At 66.5% G+C, this 17,779-nt stretch carries 15 protein-coding genes and 1 tRNA gene; 4 read left to right on the forward strand and 12 right to left on the reverse strand.

What is annotated here, in order from left to right; genetic code table 11:
• Positions 1-87: 87 nt before the first annotated feature.
• The 7 genes from AC1DGP_RS07575 to AC1DGP_RS07605 all read right to left on the reverse strand — a co-directional run bounded on the left by AC1DGP_RS07575 (position 88) and on the right by AC1DGP_RS07605 (position 6,320).
• The gene (locus AC1DGP_RS07575; RefSeq protein WP_476831934.1) at positions 88-1,059 is read right to left on the reverse strand and encodes a Bug family tripartite tricarboxylate transporter substrate binding protein; all 972 of its coding nucleotides are present in this window, start codon (positions 1,057-1,059) and stop codon (positions 88-90) included.
• Between the two features lie 67 nt (positions 1,060-1,126).
• Positions 1,127-2,641 (reverse strand): aldehyde dehydrogenase family protein, encoded by a 1,515-nt coding sequence (locus tag AC1DGP_RS07580; protein ID WP_476831935.1) that lies wholly within the window; start codon positions 2,639-2,641, stop codon positions 1,127-1,129.
• A gap of 135 nt (positions 2,642-2,776) precedes the next feature.
• Positions 2,777-3,682, reverse strand: a complete 906-nt coding sequence (locus AC1DGP_RS07585) for an NAD(P)-dependent oxidoreductase (protein WP_476831936.1) — start codon at positions 3,680-3,682, stop codon at positions 2,777-2,779.
• A gap of 14 nt (positions 3,683-3,696) precedes the next feature.
• Positions 3,697-4,305 (reverse strand): malonic semialdehyde reductase, encoded by a 609-nt coding sequence (locus tag AC1DGP_RS07590; RefSeq protein ID WP_441491975.1) that lies wholly within the window; start codon positions 4,303-4,305, stop codon positions 3,697-3,699.
• A gap of 98 nt (positions 4,306-4,403) precedes the next feature.
• Positions 4,404-5,384 carry a LysR substrate-binding domain-containing protein gene (locus tag AC1DGP_RS07595; RefSeq protein ID WP_476831937.1) on the reverse strand — a complete coding sequence of 327 codons (981 nt, stop codon included), beginning with the start codon at positions 5,382-5,384 and terminating at the stop codon, positions 4,404-4,406.
• A gap of 292 nt (positions 5,385-5,676) precedes the next feature.
• Positions 5,677-5,752: transfer RNA gene (locus AC1DGP_RS07600), tRNA-Ala, on the reverse strand.
• Between the two features lie 169 nt (positions 5,753-5,921).
• On the reverse strand, positions 5,922-6,320 hold the full coding sequence (locus AC1DGP_RS07605; protein WP_113515648.1) for a TIGR02300 family protein: 399 nt from the start codon (positions 6,318-6,320) through the stop codon (positions 5,922-5,924).
• Between the two features lie 166 nt (positions 6,321-6,486).
• Between AC1DGP_RS07605 and aroA the strand changes: the two genes are divergently transcribed.
• From aroA to AC1DGP_RS07620, 3 genes are all read left to right on the forward strand, one after another.
• Complete coding sequence (gene aroA, locus AC1DGP_RS07610; protein WP_441491977.1) at positions 6,487-7,827, forward strand: 3-phosphoshikimate 1-carboxyvinyltransferase; 1,341 nt, start codon at positions 6,487-6,489, stop codon at positions 7,825-7,827.
• A gap of 23 nt (positions 7,828-7,850) precedes the next feature.
• Entirely contained in the window at positions 7,851-8,477 is a 627-nt protein-coding gene (gene cmk / locus AC1DGP_RS07615; protein WP_441492057.1) for a (d)CMP kinase, read from the forward strand.
• 77 nt (positions 8,478-8,554) lie between these two features.
• Positions 8,555-9,367: a DUF1194 domain-containing protein gene (locus tag AC1DGP_RS07620; protein WP_476823435.1), complete on the forward strand. Its 813-nt coding sequence runs from the start codon at positions 8,555-8,557 to the stop codon at positions 9,365-9,367.
• Positions 9,368-9,374: 7 nt separating this feature from the next.
• On the opposite strand, the gene hrpB is transcribed toward AC1DGP_RS07620, so the two are convergent.
• From hrpB to AC1DGP_RS07635, 3 genes are all read right to left on the reverse strand, one after another.
• A complete protein-coding gene (hrpB, locus tag AC1DGP_RS07625; protein WP_476831938.1) occupies positions 9,375-11,879 on the reverse strand; it encodes an ATP-dependent helicase HrpB in 2,505 nt (834 codons plus the stop codon).
• Between the two features lie 46 nt (positions 11,880-11,925).
• The gene (locus tag AC1DGP_RS07630; RefSeq protein ID WP_441491980.1) at positions 11,926-12,714 is read right to left on the reverse strand and encodes a class II glutamine amidotransferase; all 789 of its coding nucleotides are present in this window, start codon (positions 12,712-12,714) and stop codon (positions 11,926-11,928) included.
• A 92-nt stretch (positions 12,715-12,806) separates the two neighbouring features.
• Complete coding sequence (locus AC1DGP_RS07635; protein ID WP_476831939.1) at positions 12,807-13,286, reverse strand: hypothetical protein; 480 nt, start codon at positions 13,284-13,286, stop codon at positions 12,807-12,809.
• A gap of 153 nt (positions 13,287-13,439) precedes the next feature.
• On the opposite strand from AC1DGP_RS07635, the gene AC1DGP_RS07640 reads away from it, so the two are divergent.
• Positions 13,440-14,858, forward strand: a complete 1,419-nt coding sequence (locus AC1DGP_RS07640; protein WP_476831940.1) for a sodium:proton antiporter — start codon at positions 13,440-13,442, stop codon at positions 14,856-14,858.
• A gap of 110 nt (positions 14,859-14,968) precedes the next feature.
• Here the strand turns inward: AC1DGP_RS07640 and AC1DGP_RS07645 are convergent, their stop codons facing one another.
• Positions 14,969-15,979 (reverse strand): Lnb N-terminal periplasmic domain-containing protein, encoded by a 1,011-nt coding sequence (locus AC1DGP_RS07645; protein WP_441505064.1) that lies wholly within the window; start codon positions 15,977-15,979, stop codon positions 14,969-14,971.
• Positions 15,980-16,015: 36 nt separating this feature from the next.
• Positions 16,016-17,626, reverse strand: a complete 1,611-nt coding sequence (locus tag AC1DGP_RS07650; protein ID WP_441492058.1) for a phosphoenolpyruvate carboxykinase — start codon at positions 17,624-17,626, stop codon at positions 16,016-16,018.
• Positions 17,627-17,779 lie beyond the last annotated feature (153 nt).

The following is a 17,779-nucleotide window of genomic DNA, read 5'->3' on the forward strand; positions in this document are numbered from 1 at the left end:
GCGCGTTTCCACCGGGGGAGAGGCTCGGACTGGCTCATGGCAGTTTCGCCCTGGCTTGGGAGGCGGCGCGTTGCGGCCGGCTCGGCGTCATTCGACGGTCACGCCGACGGTGCGCACCATCTCGCCCCATTTGGCGACCTCAGCCTTCAGATAGGTCGCGACCTGGGGAGCCGAGCGGACATGGAGTTGGTAGCCCATGCCGAGGAGCTTCTCCCGCGTCTGCGGCTCGCTGACGATCTCGTTGATCGCGGCGTTGAGCTGCTCGACAATGGCCGGCGGCGTCTTGGCCGGGGCGAGCACGGCGACCCAGGATTCGGCGACGAAGGGGAATCCGGACTCGGTGTAGGTCGGAACATCGGGCATCGCCGCGACACGCGTCTCGCTCGCAACGGCCAGTCCCTTGAGCTTACCCTCCGCGACCTGCGGGATGATGCCGAAGGACGAAGCGACCATGTCGACCTGGTTGCCGAGTGCCGCCTGCACCGAGAGCGCGCCGCCGCGGAAGKGGATATGCGAGGCCGGCTGCATGGCGAGGCGTTTCAGGAAATACTCGGTCGCCAGATGCGAGCCCGAGCCGACACCGGCGCTGGCGAAGGTGATCTCCTCCTTCTTGGCCCAGGCGAGATAGTCCTTCAGATTGCCGGGCTTCGACGGATGCGTCGCGATCGTCTCCGGCGACGAAACCGCAAGGGCGACCGGGATGAGCTGATCGAGCGCGTAGTCGCGCTTCTTGTAGAGCGTCTCGTTGATGGCGATCGCCGTCGAGGTGACGAGCAGCGTCAGCCCGTCGGGCTTTGCATGCGCGACGATGGCGGCCGCCGTATTGCCACCGGCGCCGGCCTTGTTCTCGACCGTGACCGCCTTGCCCCATTTCTCGTTGAGCTTCTGGCCGACAATGCGTGCGAAGGTATCGACGAAGCCACCGGCGGCAAAGGCGACCGTCATGTTGATGCGGTCGGACGGGTAGGCCGGCGCCTGCGCCGAGGCGAGGCCGGCAGAAGCCGAAAGTGCGATACCGACTCCGACGAGGCGGGCGGTGGCGCCAGTGAGACTACGCATGTTTATCCCTCCGTTTATGTATTTTTATGACCCGCGAGCAGTCACGCAGTCTTTCCGATCGCTCCTGTCAGCTTCTTGCCGGCCGCTTCAGGTTGACGTGGATGTGCTTTTCTTGGGTGTAGCTGAGCAATTCTTCGAGGCATTCCTCGCGGCCCAACCCGGATTGCTTGTAGCCCCCGAAGGGTGTGCCGAGGAAATGCCGCGAAACCTCGTTGATCCAGACAAAGCCGGCCTCGACCTCGCCGGCGAGACGGTGCGCGTTGCGGACGTCATTGGTCCAGATCGAGCAGGTCAGCCCGTATTCGACGCTGTTGACGGTCTCGAGCATGCTTGCCTCGTCCGACCAGCGGAAGACCGCAAGAACCGGTCCGAAGACCTCCTCGCGCGCCAGCCGCATCGCAGGCGTCACCTCGGTAAACACGGTGGGCTCGACGAAATTGCCGTTGGCGAGCGCCGGATCGAGCGGGCGGCCGCCACCACAAAGCAGGCTCGCGCCCTCCGCCTTGGTGTCCGCGATGAAGCCCATCACCTTGTCCAGCTGGGCACGGCTGATGATGGCGCCCATCGTGGTCGCCGGATCGGTCGGATCGCCGGGGCGGAATTGCTTCACACGCTCGGCGATACGCGCCACGACCGCGTCGTGGATTGCCTCGTGGATGAAGGCCCGGCTGGTCGAGCCGCAGGACTGGCCGCACCAGATGAAGTTCATGCCGGCGACCACGGCGGCCGCGACCTCGTGGGGATCGGCATCGGCAAGCGCGATCAGCGCATTCTTGCCGCCGAGTTCGAGCAGGACCGGCTTGATGGTATCGGCACCGGCCTTCATGACGGCGCGCCCGGCCTGGACGCTGCCGATGAGCGAGATCATCGCGACGCCTGGATGGGCGGCAAGCGCCGCTCCGGCCTCGCGACCGCCTGGGAGTACGTTGAAGACGCCGGGAGGCAGCACCCCGTCGATCAGCTCGGCAAAGCGCAGCGCGCTCAGCGGCGCCTGGTCCGGCGGCTTGACGATGACGGTGTTGCCAGCCGCGAGCGGCGCAGCCGACTTGGCGGCGCAGAACATGAACGGGTGGTTGAACGGGATGATGCGGCCGATGACGCCGCGCGGCTCGCGCACCGAGAAATTGACCGAGTCGCGGCCGAGCGGCACCGATTGGCCCTTCATCTCGGTGACGAGGCCGGCGAAGAAATCAAGCTGAGAGGCGGCGTTGGCAACGTCCCCGAGCATCTCGTGGACCGGATTGCCGCCGTCGATTGCGTCGATGAGCGCGAGTTCCCGCGCGTTGTCGCGGACGATCTGGGCGATTCGCCTGAGGATCTTGGCGCGCTCGGCCGGGGCGACGTTCCGCCAGCCGCGATAGGCGGCGCCAGCGGCCCGGACCGCGGCATCGACATCACTGCTTCCAGCCTGCGCGACGAAGCCGAGCGACGCGCCCGTCGCCGGGCTGGTCAGTTCGAGACCGCCGGTCTCGGCCGCCTCGCGCCAGCTGCCGTTGATGTAGAGGTTCCGGTTCCGCGGCAAGACATCGGGCGATGCGCTTGCAGTTGCTGGCGCGATCGGGTCGCGCATGTCCTGGTCCATCGTCTGTCTCCCCTTCCGGCGAGGCCGGTCGCGCCGGCTTGCTGCGCCGGCGCATTTTCTTGCTTGCTTATTGGGTATCGGCTTCGCCCGGAGCGGTCTTCGCGGTGTTTCGGGCTTCAGCTATAACTTTCGCGACTATGAGGGCTCCGGCTTCTGCCCGGAGAGTGCGGCGCGTACGGCATCGAGCATCGCGAAACCGTCTTCGGGCTCGGCCTGCAACGGCAGGCGCCCGAGTCGTTCCTGCTGGAGGACGACGCCCTCTGTGACGGCCGGGTCGATGCCAAGCTCGCGAAGCGTCAGCGCGACCTCGCGCATTTCGGCGGCACGCCGGACGCCATGCTGCAGCATACGGCTGACATTGTAGGGAACGACTTTTGGCCAATCGAGGCCAGGATAGCTGCGCCCGAGGGAGTCGAGGATCACCGGGTCGATTCCGGCGACACGCGCCGCCATGAAACACTCATAGGTCAACGCCTCCAGCCCCTTGACCATGACGCTGCGGATCATCTTGATGATCGTTGCCGAGCCGATCTGCGGACCCGCCGGCCCGAGTTCCATGCCGAAGCCACCGAAGATCGCGATGAAGCGCTCGGCCGCCTCGCCGGCGACCAGGCAAGGTGTGGCGTGGCGCTTGGGGTGAACCGGCGCCATGATCGCGAGATCGAGATAGGCACCAGGCGAAGCAAAGGCTGCGGCCGCCTCGCGCTTGCGGCCGGGCGAGACCGAATTGACGTCGACGAAGACCTGGCCGGATACAAGATGCGGCGCAACCTGGCGGGCGGCGTCGAGACTGTCGGCTGCGGTGACGGCCGAGAATACGAAATCGGCACCGGCCAGCGCGGCCTCGAGGCTGTCGGCGAGGCGGACGCCCAGGTGCTCTGCCGGCTTGCGGACGCGCTCCTGCGTACCCGCGGTGTCGAAGGCGGCGATCTCGACGATGCCGGCTTCGAGCAGGCCGCCGGCGAAGGCCTGACCGGCCTCGCCGAAGCCGATGAAGCAGAGTCGCGGCGGGTTGGTGCGCGGAGAAACGGTTTGCGGCATGATGCCCTCCGCGATCAGAGAATCTGGCAGATATCGTCGAAGTCGAACCGCGCGGCGCGCGGCCTGACGCTCGCCGGGTCGCCATGACCGATATTGATCAGGAAATTGGACCTGACCTCACCGCCTGGGAAGAATTCGGCGTCCACGACATCATGCAGGACTCCGGACATCGGGCCGCAATCGAGCCCCAGCGCACGCGCCGCCATCAGCAGGTAGGCGCCCTGCAGGGTCGCGTTGCGAAAGGCCGCCCGGGCAGCAAGGTCGGGATCCGCGAGATAGCCCGCGCGCTTGTCGACCGCATGCGGCGCCAGGCGCTCCAGATGATCGAAGAAGCGGCTGTCGATGCCGAGGATCGCGGTCACCGGCGCCGCCATGGTCTTGTCTACATTGCCGGGTTTCAGCCCGGGCCGCAGCCGCTCCTTGGCCTCTTGCGAGACGACGAAGACGATGCGCTGGGGGCTGATATTGCTGCTCGTCGGCGGCATCCGCGCGAGTTCGTAGAGCTCGCGCAGCTGCGCGTCGCTCACCGCCTTCGGCAGCCAACCGTAATAGGTTCGTGCCTCGCGGAAGAGAATGTCCAGGCAATGCTCGGATACGCATTGTCTTGTCGTCTGTTGAAGCATGAGCTGCGAACCTGCGGATGAGACGCCGGAACGCTATCCGCAGGATGCCCGTCGCGTCTTCATGTGCTGGTTCACAAGAGCTATAAGTGCCGGGAATATCACATGCCGGTGAGCGTATCCGGCGAGGCGCCGTCCTCGTCGAGGAGGCCGGTCGCCCGCAATTCGCGCAGATGGTCTCGCAGCGCCGCCAGCAGGGCCCCGACGCTCGGCGACCGTCGACGATGGCGCAATGTGATGATTCCGGCCGGCCGGCTGCCTGAGACCATGGGAACGGGCAATATCCTGACGGCACCGCGGCCGAGATCGCCGGCGAGCATCAACCGCGGAAGGATGGTGACATAGTCGTTCGACAGAACGAGCTCGCGGATGAAGGAAATCGAAGTCGAACGCAGCGGCGCGGCCAGCATCTCCAATCCGGAATAGGCGATCACCGCATCGATCTCCTGACCGAGGCGCTGTTCCAGCGAAGGCAGTACGAGGCCGAACTTCCCGAGCTCCGCTCCCGCGCTGCCGGGGCGGTCGAGCAAGGGATGACCGGCCCGTGCCAGGACCGAGATCGGCTCGTGATAGATCGTCTCGCGGTGAACATCATGGGCGGTTTCGAGCTCGTAGAGCCGCCCGACGATCAGATCGAGCTTGCCGCTCTCCAGCTGCGGCATCAGCTCCGCCGTGCGCCCCTGCACCAGCCTGATGTTCAACTCGGGATTGGAGGCGCGCAGCCGGCCGAGCGTCGGCGGCAGCACGCTCGTCGCCGCAGTCGGCAGGGCGCCGATGACGAGCGTGCCGGCCTGCCCCTGCTCGATCAGCCCGATATCGTCCGTGAGTCGCTCGACCAGCGACAGCATGGCCCGGCCACGCTCGACAACGGCACGGCCGAAGGGATTGATCATCACGCCGCGGGCCATCCGGTCGAAGATGGGATGGCCGACGATCAGCTCGACATCCTGCACCGCCTTCGACACTGCGGGCTGCGTGATGCTGAGCGCGTGGGCCGCGGCCAGGAAACTGCCCTGCTCGGCCACGGCAATGGCGATCTCGATCTGCCGCAGCTTCAGGCGCGCATTGATCTGCGATCGCATGGCCTGCCTCTCCCCATTGCAGGCAAGCCCTTTGCCCTACTGAGGGGGCAATGACAAATTGGGGGAATCAATGATCTCACCGACGCATACCAGCGAATCGATGGTTCTTCGGAGAGTCGGGCCTTCGGGCTGAGATTGCCGGCATGGTCGGGCGACCGCGAAGCTGATTCTCAGGAACGATCTGTTCGGCGGCCTCTGAGAAAGCCTGAGGGCCGAGCGCGGCGGCCGGCGATCAAGGCCGCAGATGCGACCCGTCCACTCTCGGTGAGTTCGTGATCCGGATCGGAAAATTTGGTGGAGCCAGGCGGAATCGAACCGCCGACCTCTTGAATGCCATTCAAGCGCTCTCCCAACTGAGCTATGGCCCCACGCTGGCCGATTGATTTGGGGGTCAACCGGCAAATTCCCGGACACCGCAGGAGTGGCTTCAACTTCGAAGCCCGGCGATGTCCGCGTCGTCACTGTCGCGACGGAGGGCTCTATAGGCGGGCTCGGCAGAAGACACAAGCACCTATATCGCAGAAATATTTTTTGTCCTCAGACGTCCTCGTCACCCTCGATGTCGCCATCGATCAGATCGGAGACGTCATCGTCGCCTTCCTCGTCCTCTTCCAGGAACGTGTCGTCTTCCTCGGCAGCGATGTCGTCCTCGACCTCGATGTCGTCCTCGCTGGTGACAACCGCGTCCTTCTCGCTCGTTTCGGCATCGGCCTCATCGAGAGAGACAAGCTCGACCGCGCCGTCAGCGGCCTCGGTCTCGTCCTCGTCATCCGCTTCCTTGGCGACAACCGCCGCCGCTTTGGCCTGCGGCTCGAACATCGAACGCGGGAAAGCCTGCCCCGTATAGGGCGAGACGATCGGGTCCTTGTTCAGGTCGTAGAATTTGCGTCCCGTGGTCGGGCAAACGCGCTTGGTACCAAGTTCCGGTTTCGCCACTGCGTCGGACCTTCATTCATTCATGTTTTGAAAAGCAGGCGCGTCCGTTAGTCGTGCCGGCCGGCCCTGTCAAATGCTGATTTGATTCGCGTCTCGCGCGTGGCGCGCGACGGGTGGCCATGCTAGGCAGCCAGCGTCCAAGATCAAGCAGCCAGAGACGATCGACGTGGCCCACGCGCAGCACCCAACTCCCGTCACCGCCCGGGCCTCCGGCCCGCTCTCCGGCCGTGTCCGGGTTCCCGGCGACAAGTCGATCTCGCATCGCGCGATGATCTTCGGCTTGCTCGCCATCGGCGAGACCAAGGTCACCGGCCTGCTCGAAGGCGAGGACGTGCTGCGCACAGCCGACGCGGCCCGCGCGCTGGGCGCCATCGTGCATCATGACGGACCCGGCGCCTGGCGCGTCCAGGGCGTCGGCGTTGGCGGATTGAGGGAGCCGGCCGGCCTGCTCGATTTCGGCAATGCCGGCACCGGCTCGCGCCTGATGATGGGCGTTTGCGGCGCGCACCCGATCACCACCACCTTCGATGGCGACGCCTCGCTCAGGAAACGGCCGATGCGGCGTATCCTCGATCCGCTCGAACTGATGGGCGCCACCATCCTGTCGCAGGAAGAGGGCGGGCGCGTGCCGTTGACGATCCGCGGGCCGAAGGAGGCGCTGCCGATCACCTATCGCACACCGGTCGCCTCGGCGCAGATCAAGTCGGCCGTTCTGCTCGCCGGCCTCGCCGCCCCGGGCGAGACCACGGTGATCGAGACCGAAGCGACGCGCGACCATACCGAGAAGATGCTAGCGCATTTCGGCGCCGAGGTGCGGGTGACCCCCGAGGGGGCCCATGGCCGGCGGATCGTGCTGACGGGCCAGCCCGAATTGCAGGCAGCGCCGATCGTGGTGCCTGCCGACCCCTCCTCCGCCGCCTTCCCGCTGGTCGCCGCGCTGATCGTGCCGGGCTCCGACATCCTGATCGAGAGCGTGATGACCAATCCGCTCCGCAGCGGGCTGCTGACCACGCTGCGCGAGATGGGGGCCGACATCACGGTCGAGAGCGAGGCCAATGAAGGCGGCGAGACGGTCGCGACGCTGCGCGTCCGCTCCGGCGCCCTCACGGGCGTCGAGGTGCCGCCGGAGCGCGCGCCATCGATGATCGACGAGTATCCGGTCCTCGCGGTCGCCGCGTCCTTTGCCAGCGGCACGACCCGGATGCGGGGGCTTCAGGAGCTGCGCGTCAAGGAATCAGACCGGCTCGCCGCTGTCGAGGCCGGGCTGAAGGCCGCGGGCGTGACCTGCCGGATCGAAGGCGACGACCTCGTCGTCGAGGGCGGAAACGGCAAGGTCACGGGGGGCGGCACGGCCGCAACCCATCTCGATCACCGCATCGCCATGAGCTTCCTCGTCATGGGGCTGGCGACGCAGAAACCGATGCAGGTCGATGACGGAGCGATGATCGCGACCAGTTTCCCGACCTTCATCAGCCTGATGAACGGGCTGGGCGCTGAGATCGCATGAGCCCTGCCGCGATGCGTAAGCGCCTGGTCATCGCCGTGGATGGTCCTGCCGCCTCGGGCAAGGGTACGCTGGCGCGGCGGCTCGCGGCCCATTACGGCCTGCCCTATCTCGATACCGGCCTGCTCTATCGCATGGTGGCCCGCGCGATGCGGGACGTGGGCAAGGATATCCACGATGCCGAGGCCGCCGCAGCGATCGTCTCGACATTCGATGAAAAGGCCTTCGCCGAGGACAGCCTGCGTGGGCGCGAGATCGGCGAGGCCGCATCGGTCGTTGCTGCGATGCCGGCGGTCCGCAAGGGGCTGATCGACCGTCAGCGCCGCTTCGCCGGGCAGCCGGGCGGGGCCGTTCTCGACGGGCGCGATATCGGCACGGTGATCTGCCCCGAGGCTCCGGCCAAGCTCTTCGTCACCGCGACGCCGGAGGTGCGGGCGGCCCGGCGCCACAAGGAATTGGCCGGACGCGGCGAGCTTGCCTCCTTCGAGGGCATTCTGGCCGATATCAGGCGTCGCGATGCCCGCGATTCCGGCCGCAGCGATGCCCCGCTGAAGGCAGCTGAGGACGCGGATATCCTCGACACCTCGGCGCTCACGGTCGAGGAGGCGGTCGCGGCCGCGATCGCCATCGTGGATGCCCGCCGCGCGGGCTGAGCCTGCCGATAAATCATTCTTGGCGAGAGCCGAAACGAGGTGCACACTTCCGCCGCGCCCTGATGGCGGAGGTGGCGATGCGGCATGTGCTGTTCGGTCTCTTGAGTCTTGCGGCGGCCGGCTTCTGGACGGGCACGGCGCCGAATGCGCAGCCGGCGGCCGCCCCGCCCGACGAGGTCGATCTCGCCCTCGTGCTGGCGGTCGACATTTCCTACTCGATGGATCTCGACGAGCTCGCGCTGCAGCGCGGCGGCTATATCGAGGCCTTTCGCTCGAAACAGCTGCACGACGCCATCGCCAAAGGCGCGCTCGGCAAGATCGCCGTGACCTATTTCGAATGGGCCGGCGGCAATTTCCAGCATATCGTCAAGCCCTGGACGGTCATCGACACGCCACAATCGGCCATCGCCTTTGCCGAGGAGCTGGGCGAGGCCCAGACACGGCGCGGCCGGCGGACGTCGATTTCGGGCGCGATCGATCTCGGCATGCAGTTGCTCGAGCAGGCCAATGTCACCGCGATGCGGCGTGTGATCGACATCTCGGGCGACGGCGCCAACAATGACGGGCGCCCCGTTACCGCGGCGCGCGACGATGCCCGCGACAAGGGCATCAGCATCAACGGCCTGCCGGTGATGCTGAAACAGGCGAGCTATTTCGATATCGACAATCTCGACGTCTATTACGAAGACTGCGTCGTCACCGGCGTCGGCGCCTTCGTGATCCCGATCCGCGAACGTCACCAGTTCGTCGATGCGACCCGGACCAAGCTGGTGCGCGAGATTGCCGACGCCCCGGCTGCCGAGGCCACCATCCAGAAGGCGCAGGCCAAGGAGCCGCGCGTGTCCTGCCTCTCGGGCGAGAGGCAGTGGCGCGACCGGATGGGGAATTGAGGCGGCCTCAGGTGCCGCGCGGCTTCGCTCGCGTCGTCGGCAGCGCTGCGGCTGGATCGTCCGGCCAGAGATGGCGGGGATAGCGGCCCTTCATGTCGGCCTTCACCGCGGCCCAGGAGCCGCGCCAGAAACCCGGCAGGTCGCGGGTCACCTGGATCGGTCGATGCGCCGGCGACAGCAGCTCCAGGACGAGCGGCACGCGGCCGGCCGCGAGCGAGGGGTGCTGGGCAAGCCCGTAAAGCTCCTGCACGCGCACCGAGATCGTCGGCCCTGCCTCGGCCGCATAATCCACGGCGAGATGGGAACCGGTCGGTGCAGCGAAATGCGTCGGCGCCTCGGCATCGAGCCGGCGTTTCAGATCCCAGGGCAGCAGGCTGGCCAGCGCCGCATCGAGGTCGGCCGGCGCAATCGCGGCGAGCGAGGTTCGCCCCTCGATATGGGGCGCAAGCCAGAGTTCCGGCTCGGCTGCGAGCCCGGCATCGGACAGGTCGGGCCAGGGATTTTCGCCTTCTGTGCCGATTGCGGCCTGACGCAGGAAGGCGGTCCGCTCCCGCAATTGCTGCTGTGCCTTCGTCCATGGCAGCAACCCAATGCCCAACGTCGCCACACCAATCGCCAGGATCGCAGCGTTCTCCGACGTTGCCTCGACTGCAAGCGGGCGCTCCGACAGGCTGATGGCGCCATAGCGCCTGACCGCACGCGCACGCAGAGCGCGGGCATTGCGGTCGAAGATCGTTTCCGTCCGCTCCTCCAGGCCGAAGGACGCGAGGCCTTCGGCGGCCTGACGCAGGACTTCGTCTTCACCGATTGCGGCACCCCCGAGGATTCGGGCCTGCTGCGCCATGCCCGTCATGTCGGCCACGACGATCCAGGGCTCGCGGGCGAGGCGCTGCGTCGGCTCCAGCGCCGCACCGCGGCCATTGGCCAGGAGATACTGGCCCGAGCCCGCTGCGCGTAGCCTGGCGATTCGATCGGGATAGGCGAGCGCGAGCAGGAAGCCGATGGAGCCCGTCGCGTCGCACCCGGGCGGGCTCGCCTTCTCCGCCAACCGGGCCCAGCCCTCCGCGAGGCGGCGCATATCGGCGGCACGACCACCGCGCTCCCGCCCGAAGCGCTCGGCCCGCTCGGCGAGATCCGTCGCATCCCCGCCGAGCCCCCGCTCGACCAGCAGCGCCGCCAGTTCCGCCGCCGCCCTGGCCTGACCGAAGCGCGCGGCAACGACGACCATGCGCGCGAGGCGCGGCGGCAGCGGCAATGCCTGCAAGGCCCGGCCATCGGCGGTGATGCGGCCGTCATCGGCGAGTGCGCCAAGATTGAGCAGCAGCGCCCGCGCCTCCTTCAGGGCAGGCGCCGGCGGCTGGTCGAGAAAGGCGAGCGATGTCGGATCGGCGACGCCCCAGGCGGCGCAATCAAGCAGCAGCGGCGCGAGATCCGCAGAGAGGATTTCAGGCCGGGCGAAGGCTTCCAGGGCGCCAGTACCAGCCTCCTCCCAGAGGCGGTAGCACACGCCCGGTTCGGTGCGGCCGGCGCGGCCGCGGCGCTGGTCGGCCGCAGCGCGGCTGACCCGGCGGGTCTCGAGCCGGGTCACGCCGATATCGGGCTCGTAGACGGGGACGCGCGCGAGGCCCGAATCGACCACCACGCGCACCCCCTCGATGGTGAGCGAGGTCTCGGCGATCGAGGTCGCCAGCACGATCTTGCGACGTCCGGCCGGCGCCGGCAGCACGGCGCGATCCTGCTCGGCCTGATCGAGCGCGCCATAGAGCGGCGCGATCTCGACCGCGGGATCGCGCACCCGTTCGCGCAGCCGCTCCTCGACCCGCCTGATCTCGCCCTGTCCTGGCAGGAAGACGAGGAGCGAACCCGATTGCTCGTTCAGGGCCTGCTGCACGGCCTCGGTGACCTGGTCCTCGATCCGCTTCAGCGGATCCCGGCCGCGATAGCGCGTCTCGACGCGATAAGCCCGGCCCTGCGATTCGATGACCGGCGCGCCGAGCAGCTTTGCGACCCGCGCGCCATCCAGGGTGGCCGACATCACCAGGATGCGCAGGTCCTCGCGCAATCCGCCTTGCGCGTCGAGCGCCAGGGCGAGACCGAAATCGGCATCGAGGGAGCGTTCGTGGAATTCGTCAAAGAGCACGGCGGCGATGCCGTCGAGCGCCGGATCGTCGAGGATCATCCGGGCGAAGACCCCCTCGGTGACGACCTCGATCCGCGTCTTCGGCCCGATCTTCGATCCGAGCCGGACACGCAGGCCAACCGTGTCGCCAACGCGCTCCCCCAGCGTCTGCGCCATGCGGCCGGCAGCACCGCGAGCCGCGAGCCGGCGCGGTTCGAGGATGATCAGCTTGCCGCCGGCCGCCCAGGGCTCGTCGAGCAGGGCGAGCGGGACACGCGTGGTCTTGCCGGCGCCGGGAGGAGCGACCAGCACCACATTCGGGCCGGCACGGAGCGCCGCGGCGAGATCGCCCAGGACGGCATCGATCGGAAGCGGGGTATCGAAATCGCGCATGGCGCGATGTGACGCAGCCGGCGCGCGGACGCAAGCGATGGCGGACTCAGGCTGCCTGCCGAAGCCCGACCTCGAAGGGGCTGACCGTGATCGCGCCTGATTTCACCGACACCATCGAATTGCATCCGAGCGCCTGCCAGCAGTCGCGCGCGGCATCGACCGGCTCGGACGCGACGACGATGCTGTCGCTGCGGTTGCAGATATAGAGCGTCGGCGGCCGCGTATCGGAAGACCAGCGCACGGCGTGGATCGTCTCGCCATCGGCGAGCGCGGCGGCGCAGCGCAAGGGCTCGCGAATGCCGGCCGCCTGCATCAGGGCCAGCGCCTCGCCCAAGGTCCAGGCCAACGCCTCGCCGGGCGAATAGCCGTCCGCCATGCGGGCGAGCGCCAGCAGGAAGATCGCCTCCGAATCCGTCGTGCCGACACGGGCGGCATAGAGTGAATCGGGAATCAGGCTCTCGAGCTTGCGGCGGATCAGGGCGTAGCCGCCGATCTGGCCGTTATGCATGAAGAGATGCCGGCCATGGACGAAGGGATGGCAATTGGCCCGTGTCGTCGCCGTACCGGTCGCAGCGCGCACATGGGCGAAGAAGAGATGCGAGCGCACCTGACGGGCGATCGAGAGCAGGTTCTCGTCGGACCAGGCCGGACGGACCTCGCGATACTGCCCGGGCTCCGGCTTCTCGCCATACCAACCGACGCCAAACCCGTCGCCATTCGTGCCGGTCTTGCTCTCCTCGGCATGGAGCGACTGGTGAATCAGCGAATGGCAGGGCGAGGCGACGAAATCCTCAAGAAAGACCGGAACGCCAGAATAGGCGAGGAAACGGCACATGGTCGGTCCCGAATCAGGCTGCGGGCGGGACGCCGCATTGAGGAGATTATTCCACGAGAATGAACCGTGACATAACAAATCTTCCCCGCACCCTACTCGCTGCAGGAGAAATCCAGCTTCGCTTCCTTGCGGCTCCGACCGACCTTCACCTCGATCTCGAGCGGAGAGCAGGTGGCGCTGTCGAGCAGGAAGGCCTTGTGGATGCGCCCCTCTTCGCCGAAGACGAATCCGCCATAGACGCGCCTGAGCAGGATCCTCTCGCCGGTCTTCGCCTTCTGCCTGACGGTGAGCGAGGCGAGGTCGGGCGCGATCTTGTCCGAGGATTTGGTGTTCTTCGCGCCGGTGAAGGAAAGCGTCACCAGCAGCGCATCGGCCGGCTCGCCGGCTTCGCCCTCGCCGATCACTGCATTGTGGAGCGCCTTCTTCGTCCCGACCAGATTCTCCGAGAGCCTGCCGGTGCGCTCGAGGAAGAGCTGGGCCTTGATCTCCTCGACCGCGACCTGGGCGAAGGCCGAAGCTGAAGACGCCGCCAGAAGGCCCAGGCCGAACAGTGCGGAGAAAGCCGGTTGCATCGTCGAGGCCCCATCTGAATCACGGCCTATCGGCAGGATTGCGCAGCTATGCCATTTCGCCGTGAGGTTGCTAGCCCTCCGATCAGGCTTTACGCGACAACACAACCGGGCGATGACGGAAACCGCTCGATATCGGGATTGGGGAGCGGGTCCTTGAAGTCAGTGATTTCGCTTGCGGGTGCAGCCTTGGCGCTGTGCCTGGTTCCCAGCCTCGCGTTCGCGGCGGGCGATATCGGCGGGGCGACGCTCGGTGCGGCCTGGGCTCTTCCCTTTGCCGGCATGCTGCTCTCGATCGCCCTCGGACCGATCCTGTTTCCGCATGTCTGGGAGCTCAATTACGGCAAGTTCGCAGCCTTCTGGGCAGCGCTCGTGCTGGTGCCTCTGGTCCTCTTCCGTGGCTTCGATCCGGCGCTCGGATCACTGCTTCACACCGCGCTGCTCGAATATATCCCCTTCATCATCCTGCTCTTCGCGCTCTTCACCATTGCCGGCGGCATCCTGATCACCGGGAATCTGCGCGGTACGCCAGCGACCAATACGGCTCTGCTGGCGATCGGGACCGCGATGGCGAGCGTGGTCGGCACGACGGGCGCCTCGATCATCATGATCCGGCCGCTGCTACGCGCCAATGACGACCGCCGCCACAACGTCCATGTCGTCGTGTTCTTCATCTTCCTGGTCTCGAATATCGGCGGCTCCCTGACACCGCTCGGAGATCCGCCACTCTTTCTCGGCTTCCTGCGCGGCGTCAGCTTCTTCTGGACGACCCAGCACCTCCTGCCGGAAACCAGCTTTGCGGTCGCTGTGCTGCTGGCACTGTTCTTCGCGCTCGACAGCTATTTCTTCAGCAAGGAAAAGGGGGCTCCAGCCCTCAAGGATCCGACGCCGGACCGTGCCATCAGGCTCTTCGGCAAGGTCAATATCGCCCTGCTCGGCGGCGTCATCCTCGCCATCCTGATGTCGGCGAACTGGAAGCCCGGCACTGTCTTCGACATCCATGGCGTTCATGTCGAGCTGCAGAATCTGGTGCGCGACGCGATCCTGCTCGGCCTCGCGGGTCTCTCGCTGGTACTGACGCCGAAGCCCGTGCGGGCCGGCAATGAATTCAGCTGGGGGCCCATCAAGGAGGTCGCCAAGCTCTTTGCCGGCATCTTCGTCTGCATCATCCCGGTGCTGGCGATGCTGCAGGCCGGCAAGGACGGGGCGTTCGCACCGCTCGTCGCGCTGGTGACGCATGCGGACGGAACGCCGAACAACGTCGCCTATTTCTGGCTGACCGGCATCCTCTCGTCCTTCCTCGACAATGCCCCGACCTATCTGGTCTTCTTCGAGCTTGCCGGCGGCGACGCGAAAGCCCTGATGACAACCGGCGCGCTGACGCTGACCGCAATCTCGGCCGGCGCGGTCTTCATGGGCGCCAACAGCTATATCGGCAACGCGCCGAACTTCATGGTCTACGCCATCGCCAAGGATCGGAAGGTCAATATGCCGAGCTTCTTCGGCTACATGCTGTGGTCGGGCACGATCCTGATCCCGCTCTTCCTGCTGCAGACGGTGATCTTCTTCAGGTAGCTGCAGGCCTGTCCGGCAGCTCGGCCCCGTGCCGGGCGGCCGCCGTCCCCGGTTCACGGACGGACGAGGCCGGGGGCGCTCCGGGCGCGTCCGCCCATGGCTGCGCGGCGCTAGGGCCGTCCCGTCGGCACGCCTTCGCGAATCCTCTGCGAAAACGCGGGATCGTCGAGGGACAGTGTGCGTGCCCGCTCGCTGATGCGCCCGCGTCGAATCAACTCGTCGAGCGGCATGTCGGAGCGGATCGCACCGATGCGGGCGAGGTAGCCCGGCAGGTAGCCGGAGAGCAGCACGCGCGGATCGAGCGGCAGCGAGAAGGTCCAGCCGGGGGCAACCGAACCGACGAGATGGTAGACCACCGTCGTGCAATTGGTCGTCAGCGTGTTGTACCAGCGCGGCTTCTTCGCCAGCCGGTTGATGTCGGCGGCATAGGCCAGCAGCACGTCGCGGGCCTGGGTCGGGGTCGCGGCGAGCCGGAACAGCCTCACATCCTCGCCACGCGCATGGGTGCGCAGGCCAACGATGTCGCGCTCGTCGGCGGCGACATAGGCCATCTCATAGGTCCGGAAGAAGCCGGCCAGCGACGACCATTCCTCGCTCTTCTCGCGCCGAACCTCGATCGAGAAGGTCAGCGGCAGGGAATCTGAGAAGGTAAAGCTGACGAGCAGATGCGCAATCGCTTCGCCGGACCAGTAGGACAGGAAGAGATCGGCGCCCTCGATCTTCGACAGGTCGAAGCTGCGCGTTTCCCAGTGCTGATCGTAGTCGGTTTCGGTGCGCCAGCGGAAATGACGCAAATTGCTGACGGTGATGCGGTCGCCCTCGCGCGCGATCTCCGGCAGGCGCGCAAGCTCGGGGATCCAGTCGCGATCATGGGATGGCAGCATGCTGTTCCACCAGCCGAGCAGGCCGAGGAACACGACCGCGAAGCCCAGCGGCAATCGCAGGGCGCCGGTCCAGATCCCGATCAGCCCGGCCAGCGCGGCGAAGCCGAAGCCGATGGCGCCCATGATGGCCAGCGCGCCGTTGAGGCGGAACAGCAGGAGGCCAACGCCCCAAAGACCCGCCCCGACGATGACGAGGGTGGTGAGAAGCTTCAGCAGAATCAAAAAGAGGCGGCTCATCGCCGCCTCTCGTAACACATCAATCCGATTCGGGCGTCACGCCGCGAGCGAACTGGTCGGCGCTGCCGCCTTCACGGCATCATCGACATGGCTCTCGAAGCGCTTGAAGTTCTCGCGGAACATGCCGACGAGCGTCTTGGCGGTCTCGGCGAACTCGGCCTTATCCTGCCAGGTCTTGACGGGATAGAGGATGTGCGGCTCGACGCCGGGCACCGAGGTCGGCACCGCGAAGCCGAAATAGGGATCGCGGCGGAAATCGGCACGGTTGAGCGAGCCGTCCAGCGCCGCCGACAGCAGGCGGCGGGTGACGCGGATCGGCATGCGCCGGCCAGTACCGTACTTGCCGCCGGTCCAGCCGGTGTTCACCAGCCAGCAATCGACATGGTGCTTGGCGATGAAGTCGCGCAGCAGATTGGCGTATTCCGACGGGTGACGCGGCAGGAAGGGCGAGCCGAAGCAGGTCGAGAACTCCGGCTCGACGCCGACAAGGCCGCGCTCCGTGCCGGCGACCTTGGCGGTGTAGCCGGAGAGGAAATGGTACATCGCCTCGGCCGGGGTCAGCTTGGCAATCGGCGGCATCACGCCGAACGCGTCGGCCGTCAGCATCACGATGTTCTTGGGCGTGCCGGCACGGCCGGTGCGCGACGCATTCGGGATGAAATCGAGCGGATAGGCCGAGCGGGTGTTCTCGGTCTTGCTCTGGTCGTCGAAATCCACGACGCGGCTGATCGGGTCGAGTACGACATTTTCGAGCACGGTGCCGAAACGCTGCGAAGCAGCATAGATCTGCGGCTCGGCCTCGGCCGAGAGCTTGATCGTCTTGGCGTAGCAGCCACCCTCGAAATTGAAGATGCCGTCCTTCGACCAGCCATGCTCGTCATCGCCGATGAGCGTGCGGTCAGGGTCTGCCGACAGCGTGGTCTTGCCGGTGCCGGAGAGCCCGAAGAAGATCGCCGGGTCTTCATTGCGGCCGACATTCGCCGAGCAATGCATCGGCACGACACCCTTGGTGGGCAGGATGTAGTTCAGATAGGTGAAGACCGATTTCTTCATCTCGCCGGCATAGGCGGAGCCGCCGATCAGCACGATCTTGCGGGTGAAATCGATGGCGACGACGGTCTCGCTGCGGCAGCCATGGCGCTTGGGATCGGCCTTGAAGCTCGGGAGATCGACAATCGTCATTTCCGGCACATAGGTCGGAATCTCTTCCGGAGCCGGGCGGATCAGCAAGTTGCGGATGAAGAGCGAGTGCCAGGCGAACTCCGTGAAGACGCGAGCCTTGACGCGATGCACCGGGTCGGCGCCGCCATAGAGATCCTGGGCGAAGAGTTCCTTGCCTTCGGCATGGCTGATGAAATCAGCGAGCAAGGTCTCGAACTGCGCCGGCGTGATCGCGCCGTTGTTCTCCCACCAGACGGTTCCTTCCGTCAGCGCATCCTTGACGACGAACTTGTCCTTCGGAGACCGGCCGGTATGGCTGCCGGTATCGGCGCAGAGCGCACCGCCATGGGCGATCTCGGACTCGCCGCGCCGCAGCGACTCCTCGTAAAGGCGCGCCGCTTCGAAGTTCCAGCGCACCGCCTTGAGCTTGCGGAAGCCGAATGTGTCGGCGCCGCAGGCGGTGTTGAAGTGACCGATGGTCTCCACAGGCATTCTCCCAAACGGCGCCCTTCGACGCCTTGTTTCGACATGGCGGACTGTGCTTCCGCCACCGTGGGCGAGATCAAGTGCGGCGCTCTTTAAGCGCATGGCGGCGCCGGCTCAAGTCACCGACGAAACTTGAGCAGGCACAAGCTTCCC

Source organism: Allobosea sp. 05T433 (assembly GCF_056396065.1).

Coding starts and splice junctions, on each gene's coding strand:
- AC1DGP_RS07580 (WP_476831935.1), bottom strand. CDS start 2,641: ATGGACCAGGACATGCGCGACCCGATCGCGCCAGCAACTGCAAGCGCA.
- AC1DGP_RS07585 (WP_476831936.1), bottom strand. CDS start 3,682: ATGCCGCAAACCGTTTCTCCGCGCACCAACCCGCCGCGACTCTGCTTC.
- AC1DGP_RS07590 (WP_441491975.1), bottom strand. CDS start 4,305: ATGCTTCAACAGACGACAAGACAATGCGTATCCGAGCATTGCCTGGAC.
- AC1DGP_RS07595 (WP_476831937.1), bottom strand. CDS start 5,384: ATGCGATCGCAGATCAATGCGCGCCTGAAGCTGCGGCAGATCGAGATC.
- AC1DGP_RS07620 (WP_476823435.1), top strand. CDS start 8,555: ATGCGGCATGTGCTGTTCGGTCTCTTGAGTCTTGCGGCGGCCGGCTTC.
- hrpB (WP_476831938.1), bottom strand. CDS start 11,879: ATGCGCGATTTCGATACCCCGCTTCCGATCGATGCCGTCCTGGGCGAT.
- AC1DGP_RS07630 (WP_441491980.1), bottom strand. CDS start 12,714: ATGTGCCGTTTCCTCGCCTATTCTGGCGTTCCGGTCTTTCTTGAGGAT.
- AC1DGP_RS07635 (WP_476831939.1), bottom strand. CDS start 13,286: ATGCAACCGGCTTTCTCCGCACTGTTCGGCCTGGGCCTTCTGGCGGCG.
- AC1DGP_RS07645 (WP_441505064.1), bottom strand. CDS start 15,979: ATGAGCCGCCTCTTTTTGATTCTGCTGAAGCTTCTCACCACCCTCGTC.